This is a genomic window from Aphanizomenon flos-aquae FACHB-1287 (assembly GCF_014698755.1).
GTDB classification, from domain to species: domain Bacteria; phylum Cyanobacteriota; class Cyanobacteriia; order Cyanobacteriales; family Nostocaceae; genus Dolichospermum; species Dolichospermum flosaquae.
This window is the reverse complement of sequence record NZ_JACJTO010000007.1, coordinates 109811-128362: the sequence shown is the minus strand read 5'-3', so window position 1 is coordinate 128362 and position 18552 is coordinate 109811. Positions and strand designations below refer to the sequence as shown.

17 protein-coding genes and 1 pseudogene are annotated in these 18552 nt (G+C 35.6%); 9 read left to right on the top strand and 9 right to left on the bottom strand.

The window, feature by feature from the left end:
• The first annotated feature begins 2 nt into the window (after positions 1-2).
• Together H6G44_RS05555 and H6G44_RS05550 are read left to right on the top strand one after the other, a co-directional pair.
• A complete protein-coding gene (locus H6G44_RS05555; protein ID WP_190387057.1) occupies positions 3-293 on the top strand; it encodes a type II toxin-antitoxin system RelE/ParE family toxin in 291 nt (96 codons plus the stop codon).
• 249 nt (positions 294-542) lie between these two features.
• Complete coding sequence (locus tag H6G44_RS05550; protein WP_190387056.1) at positions 543-1742, top strand: hypothetical protein; 1200 nt, start codon at positions 543-545, stop codon at positions 1740-1742.
• A gap of 220 nt (positions 1743-1962) precedes the next feature.
• Here H6G44_RS05550 and H6G44_RS05545 read toward each other — a convergent pair.
• Together H6G44_RS05545 and aroA are read right to left on the bottom strand one after the other, a co-directional pair.
• Positions 1963-2067: pseudogene (locus H6G44_RS05545) on the bottom strand (element excision factor XisI family protein); the annotation flags it as partial.
• A gap of 394 nt (positions 2068-2461) precedes the next feature.
• Entirely contained in the window at positions 2462-3811 is a 1350-nt protein-coding gene (gene aroA / locus H6G44_RS05540; protein WP_190387055.1) for a 3-phosphoshikimate 1-carboxyvinyltransferase, read from the bottom strand.
• Positions 3812-4117: 306 nt separating this feature from the next.
• On the opposite strand from aroA, the gene H6G44_RS05535 reads away from it, so the two are divergent.
• Positions 4118-4630 (top strand): hypothetical protein, encoded by a 513-nt coding sequence (locus H6G44_RS05535; protein ID WP_190387054.1) that lies wholly within the window; start codon positions 4118-4120, stop codon positions 4628-4630.
• A 49-nt stretch (positions 4631-4679) separates the two neighbouring features.
• Here H6G44_RS05535 and H6G44_RS05530 read toward each other — a convergent pair whose 3' ends face one another.
• Complete coding sequence (locus tag H6G44_RS05530) at positions 4680-5255, bottom strand: thioredoxin family protein (RefSeq protein WP_190387076.1); 576 nt, start codon at positions 5253-5255, stop codon at positions 4680-4682.
• 240 nt (positions 5256-5495) lie between these two features.
• Here H6G44_RS05530 and H6G44_RS05525 point away from each other — a divergent pair, with 240 nt between their 5' ends.
• Together H6G44_RS05525 and H6G44_RS05520 are read left to right on the top strand one after the other, a co-directional pair.
• Positions 5496-7109, top strand: coding sequence for an ABC transporter substrate-binding protein (locus H6G44_RS05525; protein WP_190387053.1), 1614 nt, complete (start codon positions 5496-5498; stop codon positions 7107-7109).
• 204 nt (positions 7110-7313) lie between these two features.
• Complete coding sequence (locus H6G44_RS05520; RefSeq protein WP_190387052.1) at positions 7314-8339, top strand: ABC transporter permease; 1026 nt, start codon at positions 7314-7316, stop codon at positions 8337-8339.
• A gap of 117 nt (positions 8340-8456) precedes the next feature.
• Here the strand turns inward: H6G44_RS05520 and H6G44_RS05515 are convergent, their stop codons facing one another.
• Positions 8457-9572 (bottom strand): ABC transporter permease, encoded by a 1116-nt coding sequence (locus tag H6G44_RS05515; RefSeq protein ID WP_190387051.1) that lies wholly within the window; start codon positions 9570-9572, stop codon positions 8457-8459.
• A gap of 89 nt (positions 9573-9661) precedes the next feature.
• On the opposite strand from H6G44_RS05515, the gene H6G44_RS05510 reads away from it, so the two are divergent.
• From H6G44_RS05510 to H6G44_RS05500, 3 genes are all read left to right on the top strand, one after another.
• Positions 9662-10828, top strand: a complete 1167-nt coding sequence (locus tag H6G44_RS05510; protein ID WP_190387050.1) for an aminotransferase class V-fold PLP-dependent enzyme — start codon at positions 9662-9664, stop codon at positions 10826-10828.
• 126 nt (positions 10829-10954) lie between these two features.
• A complete protein-coding gene (locus H6G44_RS05505) occupies positions 10955-12028 on the top strand; it encodes a glycosyl transferase (protein ID WP_190387049.1) in 1074 nt (357 codons plus the stop codon).
• A gap of 86 nt (positions 12029-12114) precedes the next feature.
• Positions 12115-12528 (top strand): secondary thiamine-phosphate synthase enzyme YjbQ, encoded by a 414-nt coding sequence (locus tag H6G44_RS05500; protein ID WP_190387048.1) that lies wholly within the window; start codon positions 12115-12117, stop codon positions 12526-12528.
• 66 nt (positions 12529-12594) lie between these two features.
• Here H6G44_RS05500 and rppA read toward each other — a convergent pair whose 3' ends face one another.
• Positions 12595-13287: a two-component system response regulator RppA gene (rppA, locus tag H6G44_RS05495; protein WP_190387047.1), complete on the bottom strand. Its 693-nt coding sequence runs from the start codon at positions 13285-13287 to the stop codon at positions 12595-12597.
• A 75-nt stretch (positions 13288-13362) separates the two neighbouring features.
• On the opposite strand from rppA, the gene hisG reads away from it, so the two are divergent.
• On the top strand, positions 13363-14007 hold the full coding sequence (gene hisG / locus H6G44_RS05490) for an ATP phosphoribosyltransferase (protein WP_190387046.1): 645 nt from the start codon (positions 13363-13365) through the stop codon (positions 14005-14007).
• A gap of 47 nt (positions 14008-14054) precedes the next feature.
• On the opposite strand, the gene H6G44_RS05485 is transcribed toward hisG, so the two are convergent.
• The 4 genes from H6G44_RS05485 to H6G44_RS05470 form a co-directional block, all read right to left on the bottom strand.
• Positions 14055-15422 (bottom strand): cytochrome c biogenesis protein, encoded by a 1368-nt coding sequence (locus H6G44_RS05485; protein WP_190387045.1) that lies wholly within the window; start codon positions 15420-15422, stop codon positions 14055-14057.
• 2 nt (positions 15423-15424) lie between these two features.
• Complete coding sequence (locus H6G44_RS05480) at positions 15425-16165, bottom strand: cytochrome c biogenesis protein CcdA (RefSeq protein WP_190387044.1); 741 nt, start codon at positions 16163-16165, stop codon at positions 15425-15427.
• A 99-nt stretch (positions 16166-16264) separates the two neighbouring features.
• Positions 16265-16759 (bottom strand): ureidoglycolate lyase, encoded by a 495-nt coding sequence (locus H6G44_RS05475; protein WP_190387043.1) that lies wholly within the window; start codon positions 16757-16759, stop codon positions 16265-16267.
• 27 nt (positions 16760-16786) lie between these two features.
• Positions 16787-18130: a protein kinase domain-containing protein gene (locus H6G44_RS05470; protein ID WP_190387042.1), complete on the bottom strand. Its 1344-nt coding sequence runs from the start codon at positions 18128-18130 to the stop codon at positions 16787-16789.
• Positions 18131-18552 lie beyond the last annotated feature (422 nt).

Below are 18552 nucleotides of genomic sequence, written 5' to 3'. Positions count from 1 at the left end.
GGATGAAAATACATATTATTTCCCCAGAAGCTAGTCGTGATTTATCAGAAATTATTGATTATTTTGTTACTAGAAATATTGATGCTGGAGAGCGTTTTGTTGATGAGTTTGAAACCAAGTGTAAGTATTTAGCTAATTTCCCTAATATGGGGCGTAGCTATGAAAATATTAGGGTTGATTTGCGGGGTGTTCCTTTGGATGGTTACGTTATTCTTTATCGAGTTATTAATGGTGGAATTGAAATTGTGCGTGTAGTTAGTGGTTATCGAGATTTGGAATCTTTGTTTCAATGAATAATTGAGAAGCCCTGGCGATTAGAAATCACGGAATCATACAAACGAAGTCCACCTGCGTGGACTAAAAGCAAGATTTTTGAACCCGCGAAGGTGGGTTTTGTCTGTGTAGACCCGAATTATATTCGCCGGGTGTTATTATTGACATATCAAGATTATTCATATAATAATATTTAAATAAAATCAGCAAAATCAGCCCATATTTAAGGTATTGTTCGTCAGTTATTGTATGTTATTGGGAAAATAAATATGAATAAGCAGTTCAACAAAAATCCTTTCAATAAAACAACAAGAGGATTAGAATATTATAAAAAATTACAAGTCTTTGCAGAACAAGAACTTGATAATCGCTTTGAAGACTTAGCACTTTTTATAAGAAATGTAATTATTGAGAAAGATACTCCAAAATCATTACCTCATGAGTTAAGTAAATATGACCTCATTGTACTTGTACCAGTAGATAAAAAATTTCCAAATAGATGGAGTATTACTCCCAATATCGAATGCTGCACACAAATTTATAATGATAAAGATAGTAAGTCAATAACAGTTGAAAAATTTCTCTCTGCCCCCATTATTCAGTACAACAATGAATTATATACTTTACAAAATTTTGTGTTTGCAATTGCCTACAGTGGTTCTATTCATTGGCAACCTAGTTGTGAGGCTAATCAGCCTAATTTAAATCAGTTATATAATGATGTTATTTGTGAAATATCAGAAACATCTTTACGGTTAATTCATGATATATCCCGTTGTCTTGTCGCAGCATATAAAGAAATTTTTGAAAAATTTGATGGTAATAATGATGGCTATTCTGATATTATGAGCCGTCAACCTATGATTGTCAATAATGGCCAGTTGATCGAAGATGGTTATGGTGATCCAACTCTTTTATTTAACCATTCATACCTCCAAATCCCCATAGCTGAACAAGTAAATTATGGTATTAGAATTTGTTTAGAATTGCAGATGCTGAATACTCTACAGCAAGGGTTTATATTTGTTTATGGTAATCGGCATCAAAAGAATATTAGTTTATCTTGTGAACACAATCTAAAATTTTTAATATTTAAAACTTTTAGCCAAAATAGAACATCTTTGAACAAAACAATTAAAGTTCCTGTAAATGTCGATATGTTTCAAAAACCTTTCACTATAGAAATGGCACTTTATAAAAATGGATACTTAAGCATATCAATAAATGAATATCTCCAACATTGTGAAAAAATACCCACAAATTTCTCGATTTATAATGGTAAACTGATAACTGGGGCAAACCTAGATGGCGAAAAATTTGGTAATTTCTTATGTTCTGTTGTGTCTATAGAAGCTATTGACACCCTAAATATTATACATACCATCTTCATGTCTGGAGTACGGCGACTTTCAAGATTTGATGGACTGCAATTACCTCCTGACATAATAAAACGTCCTGCTAGACGTTAATTGTTTTATCTAGTAAGTAGTTTAAATTGTAACTTTAAAAAATTCGCGGTAGCTTGTTTTATTTTTAGTTATAGATTTTCTTCCTTCCTTTGCGTCTTGGCGCGAAAAAAAAGGGACAAGTAAAACGCCTATCCCAAAAGGCCAAGCTATTATCAAGTTACGAAAATATAAAAATTAAATAAAAAATCTAAACCGATGCAAAATCAGTAAATTGTCTCATTTAATGTGACTTAAAACCTAAAACCATATCCGTTTTTGGTACTCCCAAATCTACCAACTCACTAGCTACCCCTTCCTCAGTAAAATCTCTCTGAATCCAAACTTTTAACCCTAAAGACTCTAGCAATATTCGTAAAAATTAAACTCAATTTAACCTCTTTCTTTTCTGCAAATTTTATCATTTTTGAACATCTTTAGATTTTTTAATCATCATTAGATCACCTTCTTCTCGCACAACTTCAAAATAAACTGCTGCTTCTGAAGAATCTTTTCAAGATTCAATTAATTCAGTATCATAACTAATATTTTTAGGCATTCTTGACTCCTGTAATCGTGCTAATAATCTTGAACTTGACGATATAAAAAAAGAGTTTAGAAAACGAAAGTTAATCATTATATTTTCATGAAACCATGATTAATGTGCTTCCCTGAGCAAAATTTATTAAATATTTTACAAATAAACATCCCTCTACCTTTTCCCTTTACCCTGTCCCTAAAAATTATTGACAAATTTCCCTTAATGTGTTCGTGAAATTGGGATAAGAAATAGCCGCAGCTTCAGCACGGTGAATTGTAGTTTTACCAATAGCATTAAGAGCAGCTATACTCAAACTCATCGCAATACGATGATCTGTATAGCTATCTACTTCTGTACCAATTAATGGAGTACCGCCAGTAATTTCCATACCATCGGGTAGTTCAGTAATTTTTGCACCCATTTTATTGAGTTGTTGTGCCATTACAGTAATGCGATCGCTCTCTTTGACTCGTAACTCCTCCGCATCCCGAATAATGGTTGTCCCCTCAGCAAAAGCCGCTGCAACTGCTAAAATAGGAATTTCATCAATTAGTCTCGGAATGATATCACCAGCGATAGTACAGCTTTTTAAACCCCCGGAACGGACGCGAATATCAGCCACAGGTTCTCCCGCAACTTCCCGCTGATTCTCTAATTGAATATCTGCCCCCATGAGCGCCAATGCTTCTAAAATCCCGGTGCGGGTAGGATTGACACCGACATTTTCAACTACTAAATCTGAACCAGGAACAATCGCTCCCGCAACCAACCAAAAAGCGGCCGAACTGATATCACCAGGGACAATTACAGTTTGTCCGTAGAGTTTTGCCCCACCTGTGATTGTAACGCTATTACTGTCTGGATCTATACTTAATTCCGCACCATAAGCCCTTAACATTCGTTCACTGTGATCCCGTGATAATGCGGGTTCGGTAATTGTAGTTTGTCCTTCCGTGTTTAGACCAGCCAGGAGGATACAGGATTTAACTTGAGCCGAAGCAATGGGAGAATGATAATGAATGGGTTTAAGGGCTTGTCCTTGAATAGCTAGAGGTGCTAAGGTGTTATCCTTGCGTCCCCAAATTCGCGCTCCCATTTGTTGCAAAGGTTTGACGACACGGGACATGGGACGCGATCTCAAAGAACTATCACCTGTCACCGTGAAAAATCGCCCTGGATGGGATGCTAATAATCCTAACATCAACCTCATCGTTGTTCCAGAATTACCAGCGTCTAAGACCTCTATAGGCTCTTGAAAATTACCTAAACCGATGCCTTTAACTTTAACTAATTCTGTATTTAATTCCGAAATTTCCGCACCTAGTGACCGAAAACAGGTGGCTGTACTGCGGGGGTCTTCACCTAAAAGGAGTCCTTGAATCTGAGTTTCCCCTTCAGCAATTGCACCTAACATTAAAGCGCGATGGGAAATAGATTTATCTCCAGGGACTCGGATACGTCCCTGTAAAGACAATCCACCAGAAGGGCGCTGAATAATTAAGTGATCAGAGGAGTTTGCTTGAGTTTCTAAGGTGATAACAATAGCTGACATTAGGATACAATGGCTTTTGAATGGAATAAAAGCTAAACAGCGACTTGATTGATTATCACTATTCACTTCCAGTTTAGTATCCTACCTCTTTTTGGTAAGTACAGTGGTTATTAAGATAGAGAACAGTAATACCATATTTAATTGTCTATATTAACAAATCAAAATATTTGGTAACTATCAATCAGGTTTTACTTATTATTTAATTTTAAGGAAATGAATGGACTAAAACACAAAAAATAAAACCAAAATTAGCACCTTAGAAAATCTCGGAAATTTTATTCTTCATTTTTAATCCCTCATCCTCTCATGTTAAACCACCACCGCAAACCCGTATGTTTATCAATAATTTCCACTGACTTACCAATTTGGTCTGTGGTTGACACTGCTGGAACTTTGATCCAAAAAGATACAGGTAAATTTCATCTACTTTTAACTGCACCACCTCTGATTAGTTGTGAACTAGGCAATTATTTAAATCCAGAAGATACCTTTTCCCAAACTAAAAACAATTTTTCTCCCCCTAGCAGTCCCAGAATTTTATGGTTGGAAATTTCATCTTGTCGGGTAATTATGACAATGCAAGGAAATAGCCAAGTTAGTTACCGTCACTTTTGGGAGTTAGGTGTCTATGGTATTAGTCGTTTTTGGTTGCCAAATGAATCATTACAACCCCATCAACCTATGCGGTTGTCCAATTTCACCAAAAGTTTTATTATCAGTGGACATCCTTTTCCAGAGCATCTTCGTTTAGAGTATGAATTATGGACAGGAAAGGTACAATTGGGGTGTTATATTCTCAATTTGGAAATTCAACATTGAGGTAAATTAAGAGTTTTACCAATTACTAATTACCAATTACCAATTACTCCTAATAATTAGGTTGATTACCTGCTTTCCATTTGATATTACAACCAATACTGGGTTGTTGTTCACTGCTTATGGGTTGATTATTTAAGACTGCGGTAATAGCTGCTCTGAGATCTTTACCTGTTACAGGTTGATTATTGCTAGGACGACTATCATCTAATTGTCCACGATAAACAAGTTTTCTGTCGCTATCAAATAAAAAGAAATCTGGTGTACAAGCTGCTGTATAAGCTTTTGCTGTTGCTTGAGTTTCGTCGTAACAAAAGGTAAAATCAAAGCCCAGTTCTATGGACATTTCTTTTAATGATTCTGGGGCATCATTGGGGTAATTTTTAGCATCATTAGCACTAATGGCAATAATCCCTAGATCACTATTGCTGTAATCTTGATCTAATTTTGCTAATTCTTGTTGAATATGTTTGACAAATGGACAATGACGACAAATAAACATGATTAATAATGCTTTTTTGTCGGCAAAATTCTCAAGAGAAATTATTTTCCCATTTACTACTTCTGGTAGATGAAATTCGGGAGCTTTTGTGCCTAAAGGTAACATTGTGGAAGCTGTTAAAACCATAATTTTTTGAGTATTTTGATTGAGCTTTTTGTTAAAGTTATTATAATCCATCTTGAGTTAATAAAATCACCAACTTAAAATATCTAAATTATTGAAAATTTGGGTATATTATTACTCACGTAATTAATTAATGGTAAAAATAATCATATTACCTGTTCTCTGCTATAATTAACCACCGTTGATTAAAAAAAATTAATAATGATCACTTGGTGTTCCTTGCTAATAAAACAATGGAGTAGGATGACAAAGTTCCTATCTTTGTTCTGTCTTTGTCTATTATTGGTGGTTAGTTGTACTCCTAAACAACAGACAAATACACCCTCGTCTAGTGCCGTTAATACTGTTGCAGGTGATAGTCGGATTACTATAGGGACAACAGGAAAGCCAAGAACTCTTGACCCTGCTGATGCGTATGAATTATCATCCTTGGGTTTAATATTTAATATGAGCGATCGCTTATATACTTATGAGCCAGGAAGTACAGAAATTAAACCACAATTAGCTACAGAATTACCTAAAGTCAGTGCAGATGGTTTAACTTATACTATTCCTATTCGCAAAGGGGTAGTATTTCATGATCAAACTCCCTTTAATGCCAAAGCAATGGAGTTTAGTATTCAACGTTTTATTGAAAACAAAGGTAAACCATCTTTTTTACTTTCTGATACCGTAGCTTCAGTTAAAGCCACAGGAGAGGATGAATTAACAATTAAACTGAAAAAACCCTTTGCGGCTTTTCCTTCGTTGTTAGCATTTTCTGGAGTATGTGCAGTTTCACCAAAAGCTTATGAAATTGGTCCTGGAAAATTTAAACCGAATATCTTTGTAGGTACTGGCGCTTACAAATTAGCTAACTATGGAACTGATTCTTTAAGATTTGATGTTTTTGATCAATATTGGGGAACAAAACCCGAAAATAAAGGTATAAATGTCCAAATTCAAACCAGTCCAGTCAACTTATTTAATGCTTTTAAAACTGGTGCGATAGATGTGGCTTATCTATCTTTACAACCAGATCAAATTCGGAGTTTAGAAGCAAATGCTAAAAAAGGAGACTGGCAAGCAATTACTGCTCAAGGTAGTGTAGTTAGTTATATGGTGTTAAATCGCAATCAGAAACCTTTAGATAAACTAGAAGTTAGACAAGCGATCACATCATTAATTGATCGGCCATTATTAAATGAGCGGGTATTATTTTCTCAAGCCGATCCTCTTTACAGCATGATTCCCACAACCTTCAATGTTTCCCAACCATTATTTAAAGATAAATATGGTGATGGTAACTTTGAACAAGCTAAAAAAGCCTTAATTGCGGCTGGTTTTTCTAAACAAAATCCTGCTAAAGTGCAAATTTGGTATCCTTCTAGTTCACCTACTCGCAGTTTAACAGCACAAACCTTAAAATCCCTGGCCGATACTAAAATGGATGGTATATTACAATTAGAAATTCAAAATGTAGAAGGTGCTACCTTCTTTAAAGAAATTTCCAAAGGTTCATATCCAGTCGCTTTACTTGATTGGTATCCAGACTTTTTAGATCCAGATAACTATGTACAGCCATTTTTAGCCTGTGAAAAAGGTTCAGTTGCTAAAGGTTGTGAAATCGGTGGTAGTCAATCTCAGGGTTCATTCTATTATAGTGAAACCATGAATAAACTCATAGATCAACAACGTAAAGAACAAAATCCTGAAGCCCGGAAAAAAATATTTGCTGACATTCAAAACCAAGTTTTAACTGATGTTCCTTATATACCTTTATGGCAAAATAAAGATTATGTATTTGCTCAAAAAGGCGTAAATAACGTCAAACTTGATCCTACCCAAAACCTGATTTATAAAACAATTAAAAAGTAGGGAATAGGATCTCAGTGATTCTCGTTCCCAGACTCCGGCTAGGAATGCCATTTCTCTCGTTCTCTCGTTCCCAGACTCCGGCTGGGAATGCCATTTAGAGGCTCTGCCTGATATAATTAACAAGAGGCAGAGCCTCAAGACTGCATTCCTTGTCAGAGACAAGGAACGAGGTTTTTGTGAATTTTGAATTTTTAATTAATAAATATGTCTCGTTCTAAAGCATTACAGTATTACATTGTTTCCCGGTTACTATTTGCGCCACTGCAACTATTAACTATTATTACCATTGTCTTTCTTTTACTTAGATCCACACCAGGAGATCCTGCAGATGCAATTTTAGGAGGACGTGCGCCAGAAAGTGCCAAAGAAGAACTAAGAAAACAGCTTGGTTTAGATTTACCAATTTGGTTACAATATCTCAATTATTTAGGTAATTTACTGCACTTTGATTTAGGAACTTCCTTAACCAGTCGCGGACAAAATGTAGGTGAAATAATTGGTCAATATTTTCCAGCCACCGTAGAATTAGCATTTGCGAGTATGGCTGTGGCCTTAATTGTTGGTGTTTTAGTGGGGACTATTTCTGCTTCTCGTCCCGGAACTGCTTTTGATATTAGTGGGCGTTTATTTGGGATTATTACCTATGCACTACCCATGTTTTGGGCAGGTATGTTATTACAATTAGTTTTCTCAGTTCAACTAGGTTGGTTTCCCAATTCTAATCGTTTTCCTCCTAATCTTCCTGCACCCACAAATATTACTGGTTTATATACAATTGATAGTTTATTAAGTGGGAATTTAAGTCAATTTTTTACATCTTTACATCATTTAGCTTTACCAAGTTTAACTTTGGGAATTTTGCTGAGTGGAATTTTTGAGCGCATTGTCAGGGTTAATTTAAAACAAACCTTAAAGGCTGATTATGTAGAAGCGGCTAGAGCGCGAGGAATTTCTGAAAATAAGATATTGGTTTCCCACGCTTTAAAAAATGCCTTAATCCCGGTAATTACGGTCTTAGGATTAACATTTGCTTCCTTGTTAGGTGGAGCGATTTTAACAGAAGTCACATTTTCTTGGCCGGGTTTAGCAAATCGTTTATATCAAGCTATTTCTGACCGCGATTATCCCACAGTCCAAGGGGTGTTAGTATTTTTTGGAGCAATTGTTGTGAGTGCGAGTATTTTGATTGATATTCTTAATGCTTATGTAGATCCGAGAATTAGGTATTAGTTAACTAGATTGGGTTAACATCAGGAAAGCCAACATTATTAAACCTAATTATTAAAACTTTTGTTAGTTTGCGCTGTTGCCTAACCCGACCTACTAATAATCCTAATTCAGACATTTTTACCTCTGTAAACTACGCGGGTCAAGAGCATCACGCAAACCATCACCTAATACATTGAATGACAAAACTGTAATAATAATCAAAATTGCCGGTGGTAAAATTAACCAAGGTTGTAATACTAAAATAGAAGCATTACTAGCTAAAGAAAGCATATTTCCCCAAGAAGGATCTGGTTGTTGAATCCCTAACCCAATCAAACTCAAAACTGCTTCCGCACCAATAAAACTAGGAATTGTCAAAGTAGCAGAAATAATGATATAAGTTGCAGTTTGTGGCAGAACATGACGGACAATAATATAAATTGGATTACCACCCATTACCCTTGCTGCTTGCACAAATTCGAGTTCTTTAATTGATAATACCTGTCCGCGAATTATTCTGGCTAAACCTGCCCAACTAATTACAGAAGTGATCACAATAATTAATAAAAATCGCTGAGTGCTGGTTAATTTTGGACTCAAAATACTTGATAATGCTACTAATAAATAAATACTCGGAAAGGTCATCAAGACTTCTGCTAAACGCATGATGATACTATCAATTATTCCGCCAAAATAGCCGGAAATACCACCAATAAGCAATGCCAATGGATAGGTAATGATAATCCCGAAAATACCAATAAACATACTAATTCGACCACCATGTAACAAGCGACTAAATTGGTCGCGCCCTTGTTCGTCTGTTCCCAAAATATTAAATTTTGCGTCACCAATAACGCCAAACAAATGCCAATTTAAAGAAATACCCGGAATAATTGTGACTTCCTGCCATTTTGGAGGTAGGGAAATACTCAAATTAAATAATTGATATTTTGTCCCAGTCACAAATAATCGTAATGGTGAAGGTTTTGTCTGATCTATAATTATTTTTCTTTCCCCAGTTTCTAAGTTAGTATCGCCTTGTGTTGTAGGATATACGTGGGGTCCAATAAACTGCCCTGATTGAGATACCCAATGAATCTGAGTCGGTGGAAGTAGTGAACCGTTCGGTTGTGAATCATAAGGGTTATAAGGAGCGATAAAATCAGCACCAATTACGGCTAAATAGAAGCAGAAGAGGACAATTGCCCCAGATCGTGCTAAAGGATTTTTGTTAAGTCGTTGCCACCAATTCATAGTTTTTGATGTAGAATTTGATGTTGATTATTTATTGATAAAAGTATATATCAATGAATTAGATAAAAACCACAAACCTAGTTGATTTTATGAATAAATTACATCACCATCGCGCCCAATTTCCCGCTTTAAGTAATAAAATTTATTTTAATTACGGGGGACAGGGTCCAATGCCTCAAGGGGCTATGGATGCTATTGCCCAATCTCAGGCACATATTCAACATCTCGGTCCTTTTGGTAATGCGGCCTATGGTTGGATATCACCGCAAATACAAGCCAGCCGAGAAGCGATCGCATCCACATTAAATATACCATCTAACACAATCACTCTCACTGGTAATGTTACCATAGGTTGTAATATCGCTATGTGGGGTATTGATTGGCAACCCGGTGATCATCTTCTTCTTTCTGACTGCGAACACCCTGGAGTCATTGCTACTGCCCAGGAAATTGCCCGTAGATTGGCGATAGAAGTTACTACCTGTCCCTTAATGGCTACTTTAAATGAGGGAAATCCTATCAGTATTATTGCTGAGAATCTCCGTCCTCGTACCCGTTTAGTAGTTTTAAGTCATGTTTTATGGAATACCGGTCAAGTTTTACCTATTGACAAAATTGTAGAACTATGCAGAAGTAATAATTCTCTGCTGTTGATAGACGCGGCTCAATCAGTGGGTGTTCTCCCCGTAGATTTAACCGCGTTGGGTGTAGATTTTTATGCCTTTACTGGTCACAAATGGTTATGTGGTCCTGCTGGTGTGGGTGGTTTATATGTCCGTCCCGAAACCAGGGAAAATTTGCATCCTACATTTATTGGTTTAAATGGAGTTACTACTAATAGTCAAGCTCAACCGACGGGTTGGCAACCAGATGGGCGCAGATATGAAGTTTCTACTTTATCAACACCATTATATATAGGTTTAAAAGCAGCAATTACAATTCATGAACAGTGGGGAACAGCAGAGAAAAGATATGAGCAAATTTGCAAAAATAGTCAATATCTTTGGCAAAAATTAACCTCTTTATCTAATGTTAAATGTTTGAAAAATTCTCCTCCAGAAAGCGGGTTAGTCTCTTTTCAATTAACGAATCAAACTAGTATTAAATTAGTGCAATATCTAGAATCACAACAGATTTTAACCAGAACAATTTCTCAACCTAACTGTATTCGTATTAGCGTTCATTACTTAACATTAGAATCAGAGATTGATGAATTAATCACAGCAGTATCAAATTTTAGAGAAATGGGCGACTAGAAGTCGCGGCTACACAGACAAAACCCACCTTTATGGGTTAAATTATATTAGTCCGCGACGGCGGACTTTGCTTATATAGTAGCGATTTCCAATCGCCTAATACTCTTTTTAACCTTGTTTTAAATCATGAAAAGACCAATTATATACATAGCCATTACCAATCACGGTTTTGGTCATGCTACCCGCACAGCTTCCATAGCTAATACCATTCAAAAATTATGTCCTGAAGTGTTATTAATTATAGTTACTACCGCACCGCGCTGGTTATTAGAATCTTATATAGAAGGTGATTTTATTTTACGTCAACGGGCGTTTGATTTAGGTGTAATTCAAGCTGATAGTTTGACAATGGATAAACCAGCAACTCTGGAGAAATTGCGAGAAATTAAGAAAAATTACAAATCTTTAATTGCTTCAGAAGTTAATTTTATTCGTCAAAATCGCGTGAATATAATTTTAGCAGATATTCCCTTTCTTGCGGTTGGATTTGCTGAAGCTACAGATATTCCTTGCTGGATGATTAGTAACTTTGGTTGGGATTTTATCTATAGAGATTGGGGGGGAGAATTTACAGAAATTGCTGATTGGATTAGCGATTGGTATGGAAAGTCTAACCGTTTATTTCGTCTTCCTTTTCATGAACCAATGTCCGCTTTTACAAATATTATAGATGTCGGTTTAACAGGTGGTTCTCCCCATTTTTCTACTGATAAATTACGCAGTAATTGGCAAATAAATACAACTTTAGAAAAAACCATTTTACTAACATTTGGTGGTTTAGGTTTGCAAGAAATTCCTTATGCTAATATTAGCAAATTTCCCGATTGGCAATTTATTACTTTTGATTTTTTAGCCCCAGATTTACCCAACTTAATTAAAGTTACAAATCGTCAATATCGTCCTGTAGATTTTATGCCGATTTGTGGGAGAATTATCTCTAAACCTGGTTATGGAACATTTTCAGAGGCTACCCTACTAGAAGTACCAGTGGTAACTATTCCCCGTGATGATTTTGCTGAAGCGGCTTTTATGTTAGCAGGACTTGCTGATTATAACCATCATCAAATTCTCACAGCACCGGAATTTTTTCAAGGAGATTGGGATTTTCTTTATCAGTCACCCCAACCTCCAAAACAAACACAGGTAATCAATAAAAATGGCAATGAAACAATAGCCAAAGCCGTGATAGATTATTTGTAAGTATTCATATCCTTAACTTCTATCATTGATTCATTATTTATTGATATCATTGCAAAAGAAGTTGGGGACTTTACAGCATGAGGATTATGACCCACTACCAAAAATTATTAAGAGTCTCCACCACGGGCAAATCATTTCACAATATTACTGCTAAAATTGAAGCCATTGTTGCCGAATCTGGCATAGAAACTGGGCTTTGTAGTTTATTTTTACGTCACACCTCAGCTAGTTTAGTAATTCAAGAAAATGCTGATCCTGATGTATTAGTTGATTTAGCTAATTTCATGGCCAAAATAGTACCAGAAGGAAACTATTATATTCATAATTCTGAAGGACCAGATGATATGCCAGGACATATTCGCACAGTTTTAACCCACACTTCTGAACAAATTCCTATTAATCGTGGTCATTTAGTATTAGGAACATGGCAAGGAATCTATGTTTGGGAACATCGTCAACAGAATAATGTGAGAGAATTGGTAGTTCATATTTCTGGATAAATTTAGATCCCCGACTTCTTGAAGAAGTCGGTTAAAACCGACTTTAACTATTAGGTTTATTCTGGCCTATTCAAGTACAATAATTCCAAAACGATAGCCTTTACCATAAACAGTATGAATAAGTTGAGTGTTATCTCCTATTTCTACCTTACGACGTAACAGACGAATTAAAGCCGCAATAACATTACTATTAGGTTGTTCTTCATTCTGCCATAAATGCTGCAAAATTTGAGCATGAGTCAGTAATTGTCCGTCATTTTCCATAAAGTATTGTAATAACTGACTTTCTTTTTGAGAGAGTTCAATAATTTTCCCGTGACGATAAACTATTTGATTTTCTATATCCAGTTCTAAATCCGCTACAGCTAACTTTCCCGTTGTCCCAGTATGGGATTCGGTACTAGTACGACGCAACAAAGCCCGGACTCTTGCCAATAATTCCCGCAATTCAAAAGGTTTGACTAAATAATCATCTGCACCCGCGTCTAAACCCTGTACTCGGTCATCAAGTGTATCTTTTGCAGTTAGAAATAGCACAGGAGTTTTTTTCCCTTGACGACGTAATTCCTGACAAATCTCTAAACCAGTTTTTCCTGGTAACATCCAATCTAAAATCAGTAAATCATAACTCCCTATTTTTGCCAAATTGCTGCCACTTACTCCATCATAAGTAGCATCTACACTATAACCTTCACGGGTTAACAGACGACTTAAAGGGTCAGTTAGTTCGACTTCATCATCAACTAATAAAATTTTCATGACGTTCTTAGTGAGCAATATAGATATATTCTCAATATAGTGAACTGCAAACACATTAAGAATACCAAAAAAACAATGTTAACTGTTGCAATACCAAAAGGGGAACTACTGAAACCTAGTCTTGGCATATTACAATCTGTAGGATTAGATTTTAGTGCTTTCTTAGAATCAGGAAACCGCCAATTGCAAATTTCTGATCCTAGTGGACAGGCAAAAGCCTTGTTAGTCCGAGCACAAGATGTGCCTGTTTATGTAGAATATGGTCAGGCACAATTGGGAATTGTGGGTTACGATGTCCTCAGAGAAAAACAGCCACAAGTTGCCCAATTAGTGGATTTAAAATTTGGATATTGTCGGATGTCTGTAGCTGTAAAAGCTACCAGTTCCTACAAATCTCCTTTAGATTTACCTGCCCATGGTCGAGTTGCTTCTAAATATGTAAATTGTGCGCGAGAATATTTCCAAAATTTGGATTTACCAATAGAAATTGTCCCTTTATATGGTTCTGTGGAATTAGGTCCAATTACGGGAATGTCAGAAGCAATTGTTGATATAGTTTCGACGGGAAAGACTTTAAAAGAAAATGGTTTAATTGAAATTGCGACTTTGTATGAAAGTACAGCCCGGTTAATTGTTCACCCTTTAAGTTATCGGTTAAATACAGGTAATTTAGATAAATTAATTGCACAAATGCGGTCAGAAATGCTCACCCCAGTTTAATTAAATCTTATATCCCCGACTTTTTAGAAAAGTTGGGGATCTTAAATTTAGGGCTTTTTGACGGCACTAAGTTGATCTAAAATTCCCAAAATCTCTTGTTCAAATGCAACTTGAGCGCGGTTAGTTTTTCCACCAATATATAAAGTTTCACCTTTTTGTAAAGCCCAAATTTGAGAATGGGAAAAATAACTCATGACCACGCCCAACATTAATAAAGCAAAGCCAGTATAAACAATAGGAATACCAGGATCAAACTTAATTTGTAACCCAGTGCTACCCATGACATCAAGAATTTGTAAATTTACCCCATTCACAGGGATAGACATTCCCGCACGCACAGTATTAATTAATTTACCTTGGCCATCATAAATTAATACCATACCTTGCAAATCTTTAGCTAATAGGGAAACACCCTCACTTAAATCAGGTTTGGTAGGAATCCAAGTTCCCCAAAGTCTCCCTCTACCTTTGGTGTCTAATTGTGCCATTGGTAATTGGAAAATTGGACTTTTATTTAATCTGACCCGAACACTGGAAATTCCCCAATCTGTTTGATAGAAAACTACACCATGATAACGCAGAGGTTTGTTAACATAAATCTTCTCATGATTAACTTCTTTGCCATCATTATCCAACACAGACATATCTGAATAAAATTGGTCAATTCCTCCTGTTGGTGTGTAATCAATCCAAAAACGATTGACACGCACAGACCAATCTTTTAACACATCCTGAGAAGACCAAGCACCAGCATCAACAATATTTTTTACCTGGAATGTATCGCCACTAGAAATCATTTCTTGAGCCATAAATCCCGTCATTGCTCCCCAAATTCCACCCAACAAAATAGCCACAATACCAATGTGAACAATGATTGGACCAATCTTGCCAATAATACCTTTACGAGCATAAAGAATATCATCTTTCTCTTGGAAAATTTGATAACTTTTCTGCTGTAAAATAGGTGTAATTGTTGGTAAAGAAATACCCTCTAATTCAGCACTCAAGGCTAATTTTTTAAAATTGCGAGGTTCTTCGTAATATTTCCATTTTTGAGCAGCCTTGAGGGCTGGTAATTGACGAGTAAAGGTACAAGCTGTTAAACTAGTTCCAAATAAAACTAATAAACCTAAAAACCACCAAGTTCTATATACATGATCTAATCCGACAACTTGAATAACTTTCCAAGATAGGAAACCAAATAAAGCCGGATGTTCTGGGTAATTAGACTGGTAAAATGCAGGTGATTGTCCCTGCTCAATTACCGTACCACTAACACTAAATATAGCAATTGCTAATAATAGGATAATTGCCAACCGTAAATCAGTTAATATAGGCAAAATCTCCCTGCGGATAAATCGCCCAGGTATTAACCACCAACTTAATTCTGTAGATGTTGTATTATCTAAAGTCATGCCTAAAAACTGTCAAAAGGGATGCGAGAAAGTAAAGAAAAAACACCAAATCCTACTAATAATACCCCGCTAACAGGATTTATCCAGCCAGACCAACGACGCAATTCTAATAGTTTTTTAATACTAGCAGTAAAAGTACCTGCTAAAATTAATGGAGTTACATATCCGGCTGTGTAAGCAAGTAGTAAAACAGCACCTAAAATTAAATCTTGGGTATTAGCAACCCAACCTAATAAACTGGCTAAAACTGGTGTGCTGCAAGGAGAAGCAACTAAGCCAAATGTTAACCCAATAGAGTATGAACGCACTCCGGGAGGTAAATCTTGAGAAATCCAATTTGTTTCCTTTAAAGAAGGAAATTGTATGGGTAATGCTTCTAATAAATTCAGCCCCATTATAATAGCGATAATACTGACAATGATTGGTAAACCAATTCCTATCTGTCCATAAACTTTACCAACTAAACCTGCTACGATTCCCATTCCTGCTAATGTAGTTGCTAATCCCAACGCAAACCAAGTTGATTGGGCTGCTGCTTGTAAGCGAGTTTTAGCTTCATAACCGCCAATATAGCCAATGGTAATAGGCAGCATGGACAGCATACAAGGAGTGAGGCTGGTAAGCAAGCCAGCCGCAAAAATAATGGCAATACTAACAATACTCAGGTGAGTAAGTTGGTTAGCAACAAGGATGTTAGCAAGTTGTTCAAGTTCGTAAATTCGGGTTTCTAGAGTTTCTAACATGGGTATATTTCAGCAGTAAATACTTACTCTGATTGAATTTTAACGTATTTTACCTTTAAAGTTACAGGAATAATTGGCGTGGTGCAAATATGAAGCTAATTAAATTATCTCAAAGGCTAAATTATCACTTTTGAGAAAATTATAGCTGAAATGATCTACTATATTTGTATCACTTAATTCTAAATTATAAAAATCTACAAACTCATGATCAAAATATGGACCTGCGTGCCAAGTTCCCACACTTAAGTTAATAAAACAATTTCCCGGAATCTGAAAAGCCACAAGTTCTGATAATACAGGTTTATGCAGATCATTATTAGGTGGACAAACTGCCATTAACCAGTCTTTACCATCTAAAGAACCTAAACATTGGGTACATTTGATATGACGAGTAATTTGGTGAAATTTTCGGCCTTTTTCCTGTAACCGCATAATATAAAAACGGGGACTACCATTTTGTAAATTTAATTGTGCGTCTTCTTGATCAAAAATGTTCCTATCTCCAATTGCATATATTACTTGTCCATAGGCTTGAAAATTTTCTGGTGTAATCAATTGAGATGCTAGTTTTTGCATTGTTGGTAATGCACTCATAATTTCTTACCTTGATAATTCAATAATTCACATACACTCTAACAATGCCTGTTTAAATTCTGCTGCTGTTTGAAAATAAATTTGCGGTTTTTCTGTCAACGCTAAATCTATTACCTTTGCTAAATTTTCGGGAATATTATTATTACGTTGAAGAATCGGAACAGGGTTATTTTGTAAAACAGACAACCAAGGATCACCCATAAAATTACGTGGGAAATATCCCGTCAACATATTATATAAACAAGCTGCAGTTGCCCATACATCAATTTCTGGTGATTGGTTTTGAAAATCTAGTACCTGTTGACGGGGCATAAATGCAGGTGTGCCTATTTTTGCCCCTGTTAAAGTTTGTCCACTTAACCCAGCTAAATCGAATGCTTTGTACAAACCATAATCGCCTATTTTCACGACTATTTTATCGTTAATTTTACTGATAAAAATATCATTTGGTTTTAGATCTTGATGAAATAAACCTTTACCTTTAGTAATTTTTCCATCAATTGATTTAATAGAAGAAAGTTCGATTTCATGGGCATATATCAAAACATCGATAATTTGCAAAGTTATATCCAGAGCAACATCAATAGGTAAACGCCATCCTAATTTTTGCATAAAGTCCCAAAGATTATCGGCTGAAAAATATTCCATTTTGAAAAAGAATATATTTTCCACAAAGCCATAATCTAACAATTGTATGATATTGGGATGTTGCAACATCTTGATATTTTCTGTTGCTCCCAGAAACATTTCTACCCTTTGTATTTGGTCAGTAACCGCTGGTAACATGATCTTAAGAGCAATTAAGTCATTGTTTTCAGTATGCTTGGCTAAAAACACTTCTGCAAATTCACTTTTCCCCAATGATTTTGTTAAATTATATCCAGATATACTTTGAAGACTGATATTACCACTTTGAGCTAAATCCAGAAGCTTTTTAGCAATGGTTGAAAAAGTGGGTTGATCATTTTCTTTTTCAACGATTAAGTCTGGTGTTTTGTTTAATTCGGTTTCTACTTCTACACCAATTTTAAAAAAAATATCACCCAACTTAATTTCATCACCATCTTGTAAATTATATTCGGGAAAGTTTAATTTTAATGCTTCTTTTGCTGGTTGCTCTTTTTGTCTTTGTCCAATTTTCTTACCGTTTACAAATGTACCATTTAAACTTCCTAAATCTCGCACACGGATATCTGGAGGATTAATATCCAGTAAACAGTGATAGCGGGAAATAGTCATATCAACCTTATCTGCTATTTGTAAGTTGCAATCATCATTTCTGCCAACAATGCAAGTGCTACGAGATGCAAAAACATATTGTTGTCCAGAAAGTTTACCCTGTGTGATAGTAAGTGTAATTTTAGACGACATTTTTAATAACTAATAATTCAACTGTTAACTGGCACATTACTGTTTAAGTTGTTCTTCACATTATAACAGGTTTGTAAATAGATTATGAGAATATAGGGTACTAGTGTTTTTTGTTGAAGAATGATTTAAATAACTTATTAGATATCTTCAGATGTATAAATTAAAGTTAAATTTTTGGTTTTAATGGACTTTTAACCCCTTTGGTGAACCTCTCCCGCGTCCGGGAGATGCTTTGAAGCCCCAGTCCCTAACAGAAAAGGGGGGTGAGGTTTCTGAAGATTATCGGTTTAATTTAATACCTTTCAAATAACCTCTTAACGACGAATTTTCTTAGCTATACCAGGCAAATTTTGATTAGCTTCTTCAATGTTTCCAGGAATATCTTTTTCCCAGAGTTTTTGAGTTTTTAAATTAACATTACC

Bases quoted from the DNA above. Each gene is read 5' to 3' on its own strand.
- H6G44_RS05555 (WP_190387057.1), top strand. From the start codon at position 3: ATGAAAATACATATTATTTCCCCAGAAGCTAGTCGTGATTTATCAGAA.
- H6G44_RS05550 (WP_190387056.1), top strand. From the start codon at position 543: ATGAATAAGCAGTTCAACAAAAATCCTTTCAATAAAACAACAAGAGGA.
- aroA (WP_190387055.1), bottom strand. From the start codon at position 3,811: ATGTCAGCTATTGTTATCACCTTAGAAACTCAAGCAAACTCCTCTGAT.
- H6G44_RS05535 (WP_190387054.1), top strand. From the start codon at position 4,118: ATGTTAAACCACCACCGCAAACCCGTATGTTTATCAATAATTTCCACT.
- H6G44_RS05530 (WP_190387076.1), bottom strand. From the start codon at position 5,255: ATGGTTTTAACAGCTTCCACAATGTTACCTTTAGGCACAAAAGCTCCC.
- H6G44_RS05525 (WP_190387053.1), top strand. From the start codon at position 5,496: ATGACAAAGTTCCTATCTTTGTTCTGTCTTTGTCTATTATTGGTGGTT.
- H6G44_RS05520 (WP_190387052.1), top strand. From the start codon at position 7,314: ATGTCTCGTTCTAAAGCATTACAGTATTACATTGTTTCCCGGTTACTA.
- H6G44_RS05515 (WP_190387051.1), bottom strand. From the start codon at position 9,572: ATGAATTGGTGGCAACGACTTAACAAAAATCCTTTAGCACGATCTGGG.
- H6G44_RS05510 (WP_190387050.1), top strand. From the start codon at position 9,662: ATGAATAAATTACATCACCATCGCGCCCAATTTCCCGCTTTAAGTAAT.
- H6G44_RS05505 (WP_190387049.1), top strand. From the start codon at position 10,955: ATGAAAAGACCAATTATATACATAGCCATTACCAATCACGGTTTTGGT.
- H6G44_RS05500 (WP_190387048.1), top strand. From the start codon at position 12,115: ATGACCCACTACCAAAAATTATTAAGAGTCTCCACCACGGGCAAATCA.
- rppA (WP_190387047.1), bottom strand. From the start codon at position 13,287: ATGAAAATTTTATTAGTTGATGATGAAGTCGAACTAACTGACCCTTTA.
- hisG (WP_190387046.1), top strand. From the start codon at position 13,363: ATGTTAACTGTTGCAATACCAAAAGGGGAACTACTGAAACCTAGTCTT.
- H6G44_RS05485 (WP_190387045.1), bottom strand. From the start codon at position 15,422: ATGACTTTAGATAATACAACATCTACAGAATTAAGTTGGTGGTTAATA.
- H6G44_RS05480 (WP_190387044.1), bottom strand. From the start codon at position 16,165: ATGTTAGAAACTCTAGAAACCCGAATTTACGAACTTGAACAACTTGCT.
- H6G44_RS05475 (WP_190387043.1), bottom strand. From the start codon at position 16,759: ATGAGTGCATTACCAACAATGCAAAAACTAGCATCTCAATTGATTACA.
- H6G44_RS05470 (WP_190387042.1), bottom strand. From the start codon at position 18,130: ATGTCGTCTAAAATTACACTTACTATCACACAGGGTAAACTTTCTGGA.